This is a genomic window from Actinoplanes sp. ATCC 53533 (assembly GCF_003947245.1).
On record NZ_QHHV01000229.1, the window covers coordinates 1 to 13,580 of the forward strand.

At 71.0% G+C, this 13,580-nt stretch carries 13 protein-coding genes; 8 read left to right on the forward strand and 5 right to left on the reverse strand.

What is annotated here, in order from left to right; translation table 11 throughout:
* Window positions 1-861, reverse strand: an 861-nt coding sequence (locus tag DMB66_RS50210; RefSeq protein WP_148112853.1) for a glutamate ABC transporter substrate-binding protein, incomplete at its 3' end; no start/stop codon positions are given.
* 54 nt (window positions 862-915) lie between these two features.
* Complete coding sequence (locus tag DMB66_RS50215; RefSeq protein WP_199753110.1) at window positions 916-1,644, reverse strand: amino acid ABC transporter ATP-binding protein; 729 nt, start codon at window positions 1,642-1,644, stop codon at window positions 916-918.
* Window positions 1,645-1,801: 157 nt separating this feature from the next.
* On the opposite strand from DMB66_RS50215, the gene DMB66_RS50220 reads away from it, so the two are divergent.
* Both DMB66_RS50220 and miaB read left to right on the forward strand, forming a co-directional pair.
* Window positions 1,802-2,287: a hypothetical protein gene (locus DMB66_RS50220; protein WP_233625409.1), complete on the forward strand. Its 486-nt coding sequence runs from the start codon at window positions 1,802-1,804 to the stop codon at window positions 2,285-2,287.
* A 21-nt stretch (window positions 2,288-2,308) separates the two neighbouring features.
* Complete coding sequence (gene miaB, locus DMB66_RS50225) at window positions 2,309-3,802, forward strand: tRNA (N6-isopentenyl adenosine(37)-C2)-methylthiotransferase MiaB (protein ID WP_125811192.1); 1,494 nt, start codon at window positions 2,309-2,311, stop codon at window positions 3,800-3,802.
* 6 nt (window positions 3,803-3,808) lie between these two features.
* On the opposite strand, the gene DMB66_RS50230 is transcribed toward miaB, so the two are convergent.
* Window positions 3,809-4,144, reverse strand: coding sequence for a helix-turn-helix domain-containing protein (locus DMB66_RS50230; protein WP_125811193.1), 336 nt, complete (start codon window positions 4,142-4,144; stop codon window positions 3,809-3,811).
* 53 nt (window positions 4,145-4,197) lie between these two features.
* On the opposite strand from DMB66_RS50230, the gene DMB66_RS50235 reads away from it, so the two are divergent.
* A complete protein-coding gene (locus DMB66_RS50235; RefSeq protein WP_125811194.1) occupies window positions 4,198-4,659 on the forward strand; it encodes a group II truncated hemoglobin in 462 nt (153 codons plus the stop codon).
* Window positions 4,660-4,873: 214 nt separating this feature from the next.
* Here the strand turns inward: DMB66_RS50235 and DMB66_RS50240 are convergent, their stop codons facing one another.
* Window positions 4,874-6,082 carry a DUF349 domain-containing protein gene (locus DMB66_RS50240; RefSeq protein ID WP_125811195.1) on the reverse strand — a complete coding sequence of 403 codons (1,209 nt, stop codon included), beginning with the start codon at window positions 6,080-6,082 and terminating at the stop codon, window positions 4,874-4,876.
* A 173-nt stretch (window positions 6,083-6,255) separates the two neighbouring features.
* Between DMB66_RS50240 and miaA the strand changes: the two genes are divergently transcribed.
* Genes miaA through DMB66_RS50255 form a run of 3 tightly spaced genes read left to right on the forward strand, consistent with a single transcriptional unit; the run spans window position 6,256 to window position 8,779 of the window.
* Window positions 6,256-7,173 (forward strand): tRNA (adenosine(37)-N6)-dimethylallyltransferase MiaA, encoded by a 918-nt coding sequence (miaA, locus tag DMB66_RS50245; RefSeq protein ID WP_125811196.1) that lies wholly within the window; start codon window positions 6,256-6,258, stop codon window positions 7,171-7,173.
* On the forward strand, window positions 7,173-8,021 hold the full coding sequence (gene dapF / locus DMB66_RS50250; RefSeq protein ID WP_370320864.1) for a diaminopimelate epimerase: 849 nt from the start codon (window positions 7,173-7,175) through the stop codon (window positions 8,019-8,021). The genes miaA and dapF overlap by 1 nt, the downstream gene beginning before the upstream one ends.
* Window positions 8,021-8,779: a glycerophosphodiester phosphodiesterase family protein gene (locus tag DMB66_RS50255; RefSeq protein WP_125811198.1), complete on the forward strand. Its 759-nt coding sequence runs from the start codon at window positions 8,021-8,023 to the stop codon at window positions 8,777-8,779. The genes dapF and DMB66_RS50255 overlap by 1 nt, the downstream gene beginning before the upstream one ends.
* A gap of 181 nt (window positions 8,780-8,960) precedes the next feature.
* Here DMB66_RS50255 and DMB66_RS50260 read toward each other — a convergent pair whose 3' ends face one another.
* The gene (locus DMB66_RS50260; protein ID WP_125811199.1) at window positions 8,961-10,421 is read right to left on the reverse strand and encodes an NAD-dependent malic enzyme; all 1,461 of its coding nucleotides are present in this window, start codon (window positions 10,419-10,421) and stop codon (window positions 8,961-8,963) included.
* Between the two features lie 117 nt (window positions 10,422-10,538).
* Between DMB66_RS50260 and hflX the strand changes: the two genes are divergently transcribed.
* Complete coding sequence (gene hflX, locus DMB66_RS50265) at window positions 10,539-11,987, forward strand: GTPase HflX (RefSeq protein WP_370320861.1); 1,449 nt, start codon at window positions 10,539-10,541, stop codon at window positions 11,985-11,987.
* A 73-nt stretch (window positions 11,988-12,060) separates the two neighbouring features.
* Window positions 12,061-13,580: hypothetical protein (locus DMB66_RS63185; RefSeq protein ID WP_199753109.1), on the forward strand; the 1,520-nt coding region annotated here is incomplete at its 3' end.

The following is a 13,580-nucleotide window of genomic DNA, read 5'->3' on the forward strand; positions in this document are numbered from 1 at the left end:
CGCGGCGCCGAGCTCGGCGCCGAACTTGCCGGCGGTGTCGTCCCAGGCCTTCTTCCAGCTGCCGTCCTGGAACGACTTGTCCAGGGTGTCGTTGATGAAGGTCCGGAAGGCGGTGTCTTCCTTCTTGACACCGATTCCGTACGGCTCCTTGGTGAAGTTGTCGCCGGCCAGCTTGAACGACGCCTCATCCTTGGCGATGTAGCCGAGCAGGATGACGTTGTCCGTGGTGACGGCGTTGACCTGACCGCCCTTGAGGGCGTCGCGGCACTTGTCGTAGGTGTCGAAGAGCACCAGCTGGCTGCCGACGTCCTTCACGTGCTTCTTGATCTCCTCGGCCGGCGTGGAGCCGGTGACCGAGCAGACCTTCTTGGTGCCGTCCTTGAAGGAGTCCGGCCCGGTGATCGTGGTGTCGTCCTTCTTCACCATGATGTTCTGGCCGGCCTCGTAGTACGGCCCGGCGAACGCGATGCGTTCCTTGCGCTTGTCGTTGATCGTGTAGGTCGCCACGACGAAGTCGACGTTGTTGTTGGTGATCGAGTCCTCGCGGACCTTCGAGGGCGTCTCCACCCACTCGATCTTGTCCTCGGGGATGCCGAGCGCTTTCACGATGTTCTTCGCGACCTCGACATCGAAGCCCTCCGGCTTGCCGGAGAGGCCCTTGAGGCCGAAGCCTGGCTGGTCGAATTTGGTGCCCACCTTGACCGCCTGCGCCTTGTTGAGGCGTTCCATGGTGCTGCCGGCGGCGAACGACGTGTTGCTGCCGGAGCCGGTGTCGGTGGCGCCGTCGTCGCCGCCGCAGGCGGCGAGTCCGAACGTCAGAGCCGCCGCCGTGGCCACTGCGGCTACCCGCGTCAAACGCATCTTTTTCTCCTTCTTCGGTCAGGCTGCCGCGGTGACGGCAGGCCCGAGAGGCACTCAGTGCGTGAGGATCTTGGAAAGGAAGTCCTTGGCCCGTTCGCTCCGAGGGTTGGCGAAGAACTCCTCCGGTTGTGCCTGTTCGACCAGCTGGCCGTCCGCCATGAAGACGACCCGGTTGGCGGCGTGTCGCGCGAAGCCCATCTCGTGGGTGACGACGACCATCGTCATGCCGTCGCGGGCCAGCGACGTCATGACGTCGAGCACCTCGCCGACCATCTCGGGGTCGAGCGCGCTGGTGGGCTCGTCGAACAGCAGCGCCTTGGGCTGCATCGCCAGGGCCCGGGCGATGGCGACGCGCTGCTGCTGACCGCCGGAGAGCTGGGCGGGATACTTGTCCGCCTGGTTGGCGATGCCGACCCGGTCGAGCAGGCTCATCGCGCGCTCCCGGACCACGGCCGGCTTCTCGCCGCGCACCTTGACCGGGCCCAGCATGACGTTCTGCAGGATGGTCTTGTGGGCGAAGAGGTTGAAGGACTGGAAGACCATGCCGACCTCGCTGCGCAGCCGCGCCAGCGCCTTGCCCTCGGCGGGCAGCACCTGTCCGTCGAAGGTGATCGTGCCTGAGTTGATCGGCTCGAGCCGGTTGATCGCCCGGCACAGCGTCGACTTGCCCGAACCCGACGGTCCGATCACGACAACCACCTCGCCGCGATCCACCGACAGATCGATGTCCTGCAGGACGTGGAGCGGGCCGAAGTATTTGTTGACGCCCTCAAGAACGATCAGAGGCTCGCTTGTCGGCACCGTCGGACCACCGTCCCGTCGTTGGGCTCACTCGGATGGGGTCACTCTAAGGTCACGGTTGTATCGGTTCACGCCGAGATTGGTCACGGAGCGGTAACTGTGCAGATGTACGCCCGAAGGGATGTCCACTATGAGCGGTATGGCTGACGCCGATCCGACAGTCGGGATGTGGAGTTGGTGCGCGGCCGGGCGCCTGGACGCGACCGCCGTCCGCGCGGCTCTGTCGGGCGCGCTGGAGCGGCCGGTGACGACTCTGGACGCTCCCGCCGACGGCGCGCTGCTCTGTGACGTCTGGCATGTCGGTGGCGACTTCCCGACCTCGATCGAGTGCTTCCTGGCGCCGGGCGAGATCGCCGAGGCGACCATCGCCAGCGCCGTCGCGGTGCGGCTCGGCGCCGAGGTCCTGCTGCCCGACGACACCCTCAACCCGACGCGGTACGTGCTGGCCGAGCCGGACGGGACGCTGCGGGCCGTGCACGTCGACGAGGTGGAGACCGACGACGGTACGGAGCGCCGGCACGTCCGCCCCTGCACCGGCTCGGATCCGGCCTGTGCCCGCGGCCCGGGTTGCGGCCGTTCGCGGTTCAAGCCCGTCCCGACGCCGGAGCGACCCGCGGCGGCCTAGGGACTACCCTGGTCAATTGCCATGACTACCGAGACCTTTCCCGCCGCCGCCCGCACCTACGACGTGCGCACCTACGGCTGCCAGATGAACGTGCACGACAGCGAGCGCATCTCCGGTCTGCTGGAGGGCGCGGGCTACGTGCGGGCCGCCGACGCCGACGCGGCGGACGTGGTCGTCTTCAACACCTGCGCGGTACGGGAGAACGCCGACAACCGCCTCTACGGCAACCTCGGCCGCCTGCGCCCCACCAAGGTGAAGAACCCGGACATGCAGATCGCGGTCGGCGGCTGCCTGGCCCAGAAGGACCGCGGCGACATCGTCCGGCGCGCGCCCTGGGTGGACGTGGTCTTCGGCACGCACAACATCGGCTCGCTGCCGGCGCTGCTCGAACGCGCCCGGCACAACCAGGAGGCCGAGGTCGAGATCCTCGAGTCGCTCGAGGTCTTCCCGTCGACGCTGCCGACCCGCCGCGAGTCGACCTACGCCGGCTGGGTGTCGATCTCGGTGGGCTGCAACAACACCTGCACCTTCTGCATCGTGCCGGCGCTGCGCGGCAAGGAGAAGGACCGCCGCCCCGGCGACGTGCTGGCCGAGGTCGAGGCCCTGGTGGCCGAGGGCGTGCTGGAGATCACCCTGCTGGGCCAGAACGTCAACTCGTACGGGGTCGAGTTCGGCGACAAGCTCGCGTTCGGCAAGCTGCTGCGCGCCTGCGGCGGGGTCGAGGGGCTGGAGCGGGTGCGCTTCACCAGCCCGCACCCGAAGGACTTCACCGACGACGTGATCGCCGCGATGGCCGAGACGCCGAACGTCTGCCACTCGCTGCACATGCCGCTGCAGTCCGGCTCCGACCAGGTGCTCAAGGCTATGCGCCGCAGCTACCGCTCGGAGAAATATCTCGGCATCATCGACAAGGTCCGTGCCGCGATGCCGGACGCCGCGATCACCACGGACATCATCGTCGGCTTCCCCGGCGAGACCGAGGACGACTTCGAGCGCACCCTCGACGTGGTCCGCCAGGCCCGCTTCTCCAGCGCCTTCACGTTCCAATACTCCAAGCGCCCCGGCACGCCCGCCGCGACGATGGACGAGCAGCTGCCCAAGCAGGTCGTTCAGCAGCGCTACGAGCGGCTCATCGCCACCCTCGAGGACATCACCTGGGCGGAGAACAAGAAGCAGGTCGGCCGCACGGTCGAGGTGCTGGTCGCCACCGGCGAGGGACGCAAGGACGAGCGGACGGGCCGGATGAGCGGCCGCGCCCGGGACGGCCGGCTGGTGCACTTCGCCACCGGCGACCTGACCGGCATCCGGCCGGGCGACCTCGTGCACACCGAGATCACCTACGCGGCCCCGCACCACCTGAACGCCGACGGCGCGCCACTGGGCCACCGCCGCACCCGGGCCGGCGACGCGCACGAGGCAGGCCGCGCCCCGCGCACCGCCGGAGTGACGCTGGGCCTGCCGACCGTGGGCGTCCCGGCGCCGCTGCCCGCGACCACCGGCGGCTGCGCGTTGTAAAGCCCGTCAGAGCGAGTCGACCCGCACGCCGGTGCGCTCGGCCCGCGCCACGCCCCAGTCGTAGAGGGCCTGCAGCACCGGCGCCAGGCTGCGGCCCTCGTCGGTCAGGTCGTATTCGACGTGCGGCGGCACCGTGCCCCGGTCGTGCCGGGAGATCAGGCCGTCGGCCTCCAGCTCGCGCAGCCGCTGGGAGAGCATCTTCTCGCTGATGCCCGGCATCAGCCGGCGCAACTCGCCATAGCGGCGCACGCCCTCCTTCAGGTGCGAGAGCAGCACCGTGCGCCAGCGGCCGCCGACCACGTCGACGGTCAGCTCGACCGGGCAGGAGTAGCGCTTGGGCACGCACCATTATGTGCGTTCTTGCGTAGTGAAGAACACCCATGGTCTCGTGGGGCATGGGGAACACACCGACGCTCTTCGAGTGGGCCGGCGGCACCGACGCGTTCGTCCGGCTGACCACCGCCTTCTATGCCAGGGTCACCAAGGACGAACTGCTCGGGCCGCTCTTCGCCCGGATGGATCCGGACCACGCCCGGTACGTGGCCCTGTGGCTGGCTGAGGTCTTCGGCGGGCCACCCACCTACACCGAGGAACACGGCGGCTACCCGCGCATGGTGGCCAAGCACCTCGGCATGGCGATCACCGAGCCGCAGCGGCGCCGCTGGATCGAGCTCATCCAGGACGCCGCCGACGAGGCGGGGCTGCCCGAAGACCCGGAGTTCCGGGCGGCGTTCCTGGGCTACCTGGAGTGGGGCACCCGCCTGGCCAAGCAGAATTCCCAGCCGGGCGCCGACGTGGTCCGCCAGGCGCCGGTGCCGCACTGGGGCTGGGGAGTGGCGCCGCCATACCGAGGGTGACGAGGGAAGCAGAGCTGGTTCTGCTTCTCTACCCGGGGGTGAGGGAAGCAGAGCTGGTTCTGCTTCCCTACCCCGAGGCGACGGAAGCAGAGCTGGTGACCCTGACCTGGCCGGGACCAAAGCACACGCACAGAGTCCCGCCGCTCAGCCGGTGTCACATCGGCTGCTGGCGGCGGGACTCTGTGCGCGTACCGGAAACGGTTTTGATCTAAAGCTATCCCGCCTGCTCGGCGAGGGAGAGGAACTGGCGCTTGGACGACAGCGCCTGCTCGGCCTCCTTGATGCGGCGGGCGTCGCCCGCCGCCTGGGCCCGGGCCAGCCGCTGCTCGGCCTCGGCCACCTGCTCGCGCATCTGCTGCAGCAGCGGGTTGTCCTGCGGGGTGGTCTTGCGCCACGCCGAGTCCATCGCCACCCGGATGCGCTCCTCGGCGGCCCGCCAGCGGCGGTCCAGCGACGCGGTCGACTCGCGGGGCACCCGGCCGGCGTCGTGCCAGGCCGCCTGGGCGTCGCGGAGCTTGTTCTGGGCGCCGCGCGGGTCCGCGTCGACGTCCAGGGCCTCGACCTCGGCCAGGATGGCCTGCTTCTTCTCCAGGTTGCCCTTGAACTCGGCGTCGCGGGCCGAGAAGACCTCGCTGCGCCGGGTGAAGAAGGCGTCCTGGGCGGCCCGGAAACGCTCCCAGAGGCGCTGCTCGGCCTCCTTGGCGGCGCGGGGAGCGGCCTTCCAGTCGTTCATCAGGTCCTTGAGCCGGTTGGCCGTGGTGGTCCACTCCGTCGACTCGGCGAGGGTCTCGGCCTCCTTGACCAGCTCTTCCTTGGCGGTCTGCGCCTGCTTGCGCTGGCCGTCCAGGGTGGCGAAGTGCGCGCCGCGGCGGCGGGTGAAGCCGTCGCGGGCGGCCGCGAAGCGCTTCCACAGCTCGCCGTCGGTCTTCTTGTCGACGCCGCGGATGGTCTTCCACTCGTCGAGGATCTCCTTGAGCCGGTCGCCCGCGCTCTTCCATCCCGTCGACTCGGCGGCGATCGTCTCCGCCTCCTCGACCAGGGTGGTCTTGCGCGCCAGCGCCTCGCCGCGGGCCACCTCGCGGGCGGCCTTGGCCTCGCCGGCCTTCTCCTCCGCGACCGCGGTCAGCCTGTCCAGGCGCGCGGCGAGCCCGTCGATGTCGCCGACGACGTGTGCCTCGTCGAGGCTCGCCCGGATCCGCTTTACGCTGGTCAGCGAGTGCGCGGCGTCCGCCGCGCCCGACTTGAGCCGGGCCTCGATGAGGTCGACCTCGGTCACCAGGTCCGCGAAGCGCCGGGCGAAGTGGGCCAGGCCCTCCTCGGGTGTGCCCGCCTGCCACGAGCCGACCACGCGGTCGCCCTCGGCCGTCTTCACATACACGGTGCCGTCGGCATCCACGCGCCCGAAGGCCGTCCAGTCGTTCATGAGCCCACCCTCGTTCTCCCGGCTGCGCGAGCCTCGCTGCCCGCGACCGCCGCCATAGCGCAGTCGAATGCCCATCATTCCATCGGCATTCTTTCTCGCGCATTGTCACAGGTCCAACCCGGTTCCGGGGAAGCGCCCGCGAACGACCGTGACCAGCCCGTTACGGTGGCTCCGTGCCATTGCTCCCATATCCCGGAGTCGTCGCGGTCGTCGGACCCACCGCGGCCGGCAAATCCGCCCTCAGCATCGCCCTCGCGCACGCCCTCGGCGGCGAGGTGGTCAACGCCGACTCGATGCAGCTCTACCGCGGGATGGACATCGGCACCGCCAAACTTACCGCTGACGAGCGGGAAGGCGTAGCCCACCACGTCCTGGACGTGTGGGAGGTGAGCGAGCCGGCGAGCGTCGCGGCCTATCAGGAGCTGGCCCGCGCGGCCGTCGACGACGTCCTCGCCCGGGGCCGGGTGCCGCTGTTGGTCGGCGGGTCCGGGCTCTACCTGCGGGCGGTGCTGGAGGAGTTCAAGTTTCCCGGCACGGATCCCGCCATTCGGGAGCGGCTCGAGCGGGAACTCGCCGCGGCGGGCCCGGCGCCGCTGCACGCGCGGCTGCTGACGCTCGACGAGCCCGCCGCCACGAAGATCCTGCCGTCGAACGGGCGGCGCATCGTCCGGGCCCTGGAGGTGATCGAGCTGACCGGCGCGCCGTTCACCGCGGCGCTGCCGTCGCCGACGCCGTACTACCCGTCGGTGCAGCTCGGCGTCGACCGGGAGACCGAGGCGCTGGACCGGCGGATAGCCGAGCGGGTGGACCTGATGTGGGCGGCCGGCCTGGTGGACGAGGTGCGCGGGCTGGACGGGCTGCGCGAGGGCCGGACGGCGAGCCGGGCCCTGGGCTACCAGCAGGCGCTCGCCCAGCTCGACGGCGAACTGACCGAGGAGCAGGCCGTCGAGGAGACCGTGCGGGCGACCCGCCGCTTCGTCCGCCGGCAGCGCTCGTGGTTCCGCCGCGACCCGCGGATCACCTGGCTCGACGGCGCGTCGCCGACCCTGACGGAGGACGCGTTGGCGGCCTGCGCCGCGGCTACGCCATGATGGACCGCGTGTTGTTCACCAAGGGCCACGGCACCGGCAACGATTTTGTCATCCTCGGCGACCCGGACGGGGCGCTCGGGCTGACCCCCGAGCTGGTCGCCGCCCTCTGCGACCGGCACCGCGGCATCGGCGCCGACGGTGTGCTGCGCGTCGTGCGCAGCGCCAAGCACGCCGACGGCGCGGGCTACGCCGCCGACGCCGAATGGTTCATGGACTACTGGAACGCCGACGGCTCCATCGCCGAGATGTGCGGCAACGGCGTCCGGGTCTTCGTCCGCTACCTGCTGGCCAACGGCCTGGCCACGCCCGGCCCGGAGGGCCTGCCGGTGGCCACGCGGGCCGGCGTCGTGCGCGCGCTGCCCGGCGCGGAGACGATCGCCGTCCACATGGGCACCCCCAAGGTGTACGCGGCCAGCACGGCGACCGTGGGACCGCTGACCTTCCCCGGTGTCGCGGTGAACTGCGGCAACCCGCACCTGGTCTGCGGCATGCACGAGAACCCGCCGCTCAGCTCGCTCGACCTGCACGTGGCTCCGGGGTTCGACCGGGCACTGTTCCCGTCGGGCGTGAACGTCGAGTTCGCCACGCCGGCCGCCCCGGTCGAGGGCGCTGACCTGCACGTGCACATGCGGGTCTACGAGCGCGGCTCGGCCGAGACGCTGTCCTGCGGCTCCGGCGCGCTCGCGGTCGGCGCGGTGGCGCTGCGCGACGCCGGAATGACCGAGGGTGTCGTCGCGGTGGACCTGCCGGGCGGCCGGTTGACGGTCACCCACGCCGACGGCGCCTGGTGGCTCGCCGGCCCGGCGGTGCTGGTCGCCACGGGCGAGGTCGACCCGGCGGCCCTCTGATGGCCGGGCCGCACCGCGTGGCGCACCGCGGCTATTCCGCCGTCGCGCCCGAGAACACGCTCCCGGCCCTGGCCGCGGCGGTGTTGGCCGGCGCGACGCTCGTCGAGTTCGACGTGCGGACCACGGCCGACGGGGTGCCCGTGGTCATCCACGACCGCACGGTGGACCGCACCACGGACGGCGCCGGTCAGGTCGGCGAGCTGACCCTGGACGAGCTCTCCGCGCTGGACGCCGGTTCCTGGTTCTCCCCGGCGTACGCGGGGACCCGGATCCCGCTTCTGCGCGAGGTCATCGATCTGCTGCGCCCGCACGCGGCGGGTGTCACCCCCGGGACAGAGCTGCTGCTGGAGATCAAGCCGCCGGCCACCCTGGAGCAGGTGAAGGTCATCATGGGCCAGGTCACCGACGCCGGCCTGCTGGACCGCACCGTCGTGCAGAGCTTCGACCCCGCCGTGGTGCGGCTGGCCGCCGACGCCACCCCCGACGTGCGCCTGGGCCTGCTGCGGCACGGCTTCGACGACGATCAGGTGCTCCGCGCCCAGGAGTTGGGGGTCAGCTACGTCAACCCGGCCCTGCGGGCGGTGCTCGCCGCCCCGGCGACGGTGGCCGGGCTCGCCGAGGCCGGCGTCGGCGTGATGCCGTGGACGCCCAACGACATCGCGCTCTGGCCCGAACTGGTCGAGGCCGGCGTCGCCGGCCTGATCACGGACCGCACCGGCGAGCTGACCGGCTGGGCCACCGCGAGCGGCCTCACCTGACCAGCCCGCCCGAGCCGTCCGCGTCTCGCGAAAGCCCGAGCGCCGTCTGTGTCCCGCGGTAGCCCGGGCTGTGCGTGTCTCGCGGTAGCCCGGGCTGTGCGTGTCTCGCGGTAGCCCGGGCTGTGCGTGTCTCGCGGTAGCCCGGGCTGTGCGTGTCTCGCGGTAGCCCGGGCTGTGCGCGTCAGAAGGTCGTCTCGGGCGCCCGTTCCAGCTCGACCTCGGGCACGGCCGCCTGGTTGACCGTGGGGTGTGCGCCCTTGACCACCGCGCGGATCGCCGCCGCCACCGCCGGGGTCACCCGCGGGTCGAAGACGCTGGGCACGATCACCGTCGGGTTGAGCTTGTCCTCGCCGACCACGTTCGCGATGGCCATCGCCGCGGCCAGGGCCATCTCCTCGGTGAACGCCTCGGCGCTGACGTCGAGCATGCCGCGGAACACGCCCGGGAAGGCCAGCACGTTGTTGATCTGGTTCGGCTGGTCCGAGCGGCCGGTCGCGACCACCGCGGCGTGCTGGCGGGCCTCCCGCGGGTCGACCTCCGGGTCCGGGTTGGCCAGCGCGAAGACGATCGACTTGTCCGCCATCTTGGCGATGTCGTCCCCGGTCAGCAGGTTCGGCGCGCTGACCCCGATGAACACGTCCGCGCCGACGATCGCCCCGGGCAGGTCGCCGGAGTAGTTGTCGCGGTTGGTGTGCTCGGTGAGCCACTGCCAGGTCGGGTTCAGGTCGTCCATGCCGCGGTGCAGGGCGCCCCGGCGGTCGTACGCGATGATGTCGCCCACGCCCTGGCGCAGCAACAGCTTCATGATCGCCGTGCCCGCGGCCCCGGCGCCGGAGACCACGACCCTGACGTCCGACAGGTTCTTGCCGACCACCCGCAGCGCGTTGGTCAGCGCGGCCAGCACGCAGATCGCGGTGCCGTGCTGGTCGTCGTGGAAGACCGGGATGTCGAGCAGCTCGCGCAGCCGCGCCTCGATCTCGAAGCACCGCGGCGCGGCGATGTCCTCGAGGTTGATCCCGCCGTAGGCCGGCGCGATCGCTTTGACGATGGCGACGATCTCGTCGGTGTCCTGGGTGTCGAGCACGACCGGCCACGCGTCCACGCCGCCGAAGCGCTTGAAGAGCGCGGCCTTGCCCTCCATCACCGGCATGGCGGCGGCCGGGCCGATGTTGCCCAGGCCCAGCACGGCCGAGCCGTCGCTGACCACGGCGACCGTGTTGCGCTTGATGGTGAGCCGGCGGGCGTCGGCCGGATTCTCCGCGATGGCCATGCACACCCGCGCCACGCCCGGCGTGTACGCCCGGGACAACTCGTCGCGGTTGCGGAGGGCGACCTTCGAGTTCACCTCGATCTTGCCGCCCAGGTGCAGCAGGAAGGTGCGGTCGGAGACCTTGCGGACGTCGACGCCGTCCTGCTCCTCCAGCTGCTTGACCACCTGGTCGGCGTGGCTGGAGTCGGCGGTGTCGCAGGTGAGGTCGACGAGCACCCGGGTGGGATCGGAGTCCACCACGTCGAGTGCCGTCACGATCGCGCCGGCCTCGCCGACGCAGGTGGTGAGCCGGCCGATCGACGAGGCGTCGGCGGTCACAGCGATACGGATCGTGATCGAGAATCCTGCGCTAGGCAGGCGGGTGGTCACCACGGTGTTCCCTCCGTCGTTGGCGGGTGAGTACCCGCATTGTTGCCCCACGGGAATATTAGGTCGCCGCGCGGTGGTTACCGATGAGTCAGACACTCCTGCGATGGGCCCCGCCACGTTATGTGGATGCGCCGACACGTTCGGCGTGCCACGATCGGGCGGAGGAGGTCACCTTTGCGTACTGAGGCACTAGAACCGGAAGTCACCACCGGTGAGCTGGAGCTCGAGGAGCGCCACTCGCTGCGGCGGGTCGCCGGTCTCTCCACCGAGCTCACCGACGTCACCGAGGTCGAGTACCGCCAACTGCGACTCGAACGGGTGGTCCTGGTCGGCGTCTGGACCGGCGGCAGCATCGCCGACGCGGAGAACTCGCTCACCGAGCTCGCCGCGCTGGCCGAGACGGCCGGGTCCGAGGTGCTCGAGGGCCTCATCCAGCGCCGCAGCCAGCCCGACGCCGCGACCTTCATCGGCCGCGGCAAGGTCGACGAGCTGCGCGACGTGGTCATCGCCACCGGCGCCGACACGGTCATCTGCGACGGCGAGCTCTCGCCCTCGCAGCTGCGCAAGCTCGAGCAGCAGGTCAAGGTCAAGGTCGTCGACCGCACCGCGCTGATCCTGGACATCTTCGCCCAGCACGCGAAGAGCAAGGAAGGCAAGGCCCAGGTCGAGCTGGCCCAGCTGCAATACCTGCTGCCGCGCCTGCGCGGCTGGGGTGATTCGCTGTCCCGCCAGGGCGGTGGCGCCGGTGGTTCCGGCGGCGGCGTCGGCACGCGTGGTCCCGGTGAAACCAAGATCGAGACCGACCGCCGGCGGATCAACACCCGCATCTCGCGGCTGAAGCGCGAGATCAAGGCCCTGCGGACGGTACGCCAGACCAAGCGCTCCAAGCGCACCAACAGCGGCGTGCCCGCGGTGGCGATCGCCGGCTACACCAACGCCGGCAAGTCGAGCCTGCTCAACCGCCTCACCTCGGCGGGCGTGCTGGTGGAGGACGCGCTGTTCGCGACCCTCGACCCGACGACCCGCCGGACCGCGGCCGAGGACGGGCGCGTCTTCACGCTCTCCGACACGGTCGGCTTCGTCCGGCACCTGCCGCACCACATCGTCGAGGCGTTCCGCTCGACGCTGGAGGAAGTGGCTTATTCCGACCTGGTCGTGCACGTGGTCGACGGCGCGCATCCGGACCCCGAGGGTCAGGTCGTGGCGGTCCGCGAGGTGCTCGGCGAGGTGGGTGCCGACCGCATCCCCGAGCTGCTGGTCGTCAACAAGATGGACGCGGCCGACGAGGAGACCATCCTGCGGCTCAAGCGCGCCTGGCCGGACGCCGTGTTCGTGTCGGCGCGCTCGGGGCTGGGCATCGACGCGCTGCACGCGGCCATCGCCCAGCGGCTGCCGCGGCCGGCGGTGGACCTCCGGGTGCTGCTGCCGTACGACCGGGGCGATCTGGTCGCCCGGATCCACCGCGGCGGACAGGTGCTGGACAGCCGGCACACCGAACAGGGCACGGAGTTGCGGGTCCGGGTGGGCGAACAGCTCGCCGCCGACCTTCAGAACTTCCTGGCCCCGTGACCCGGCGGCCCGGCTGACCAGGGTTGATCCACGCGTAACACCGGTTCGAGACGCCGCATGCGACACTGATCGGATGCGGCGTCTCGTGTTCCCGGTCATCCTCGCCTCCGGGTTGGTGATAATGGGGGCCGTGCCCGCCTATGCCGAGCCCGCTCCCGCGGCGACTTCGGCCAAGGCAGCGGCCGGCAAGAAGATATGCAAGATCACCGATCCGCTCCTGCCGGAGCTGTCGGGGATGGTGGCCACCAAGAGCGGCTTCATCGTCGTGAACGACGGCACCGACGAGGCCAGCCGACGCAAGATCTTCTTCCTCGACACCAAGTGCGGAGTCACCAAGAAGGTCGATTTTCCGTCGCGCCCGCTCGACCCCGAGGACCTGGTCCTCTCCCCGGACGGCGACACGCTGTGGATCGCGGACACCGGCGACAACGCCGCCCGGGAAAACAAGGACAACGTCCGCCGGACGATCGCGCTGTGGTCGATGCCACTCAGCGGCGCCAAGGAACCGACGATCCACCGCGTGTCGTATCCGAACGGCGACAAGCACGACGCCGAGGCCCTGCTGTTCAACGGTGACGGCACGCCGATCATCGTGACCAAGGAAGTCTCCGGCAAGACCCTGCTCTACACGCCGACGGCCGCGCTGAAGAAGAACAACGAAGCGGGCGTGCCGCTGAAGAAGGCCGGCGAGATCGAGCTGTCGGGCAGCGACACCCCCGGCATCCCGATCGCCCGGCTGGCCCAGACCACCGTGACCGGCGGCGCGGTGGCGCCCGGTGGCGGCAGGGTCACCCTGCGGACCTATCTGGACGCGTACGAGTGGGACGTGGCCGACGGCGACGTGCTCGGCGCCCTGAAGAACAAGCCCCGCAAGACCCCGCTGCCGAACGAGCCGTTCGGCGAGGCGATCACCTACAGCGCGGACGGCAAGACCTTCTACACGGTGTCGGACATGGGCGCGGGCGCCGACCCGGAGTCCGCGAACTACATCCTGCGGTACACGCCGGCCACGAAGATCGTCGAAGCGAAGTCCGCGGCGGCGTCCTCGGCGGGCGCGGCCGACGGCGCCTCCTGGTATTCCGACCTGAGCCTGACCGACATCACCTACCTGATCGGCGGCGTCGGCGTCCTCGGCCTGATCCTGGTCGGCGCGGGCGTCTTCGGCATCGTTCAGGCCCGCAAGAAGCGCAAGCTGGAGCCGGTCGCGAAAGAGCCCGACCCGGCCACCGGCCCGGACCCGCTCGACGCGGAGACGGAGCTGCTGTCGGTCGGCGGCCCGGCCCAGCGCCCGGGCGCCTACGGCGGCAACCGCCCGCCCGTGGGAGCCGCGTCCGGCCCCGGCGTCTACGGCGGCAAGCCCGCCCCGGCAGCGCCCGTGAAGGGCGACGGCGTCTACGGCGGCGGTCGTCCGCCGCAGGCTCCGCCGGGGGGCCGCCCGCCGCAGGGTGGTCCGCCCGCTGGTCGCCCGCCGCAGGGTCAGCCCGCGGGGCGTCCCGGTCAGGGTGGTCCGCCCGCCGGCCGGCCTGCCGGTGGCCGTCCTGGTGTGCCGCCGACCGTGCCCGGTGTGCCGCCTGCCGGCCCCGGTGGTGGGCC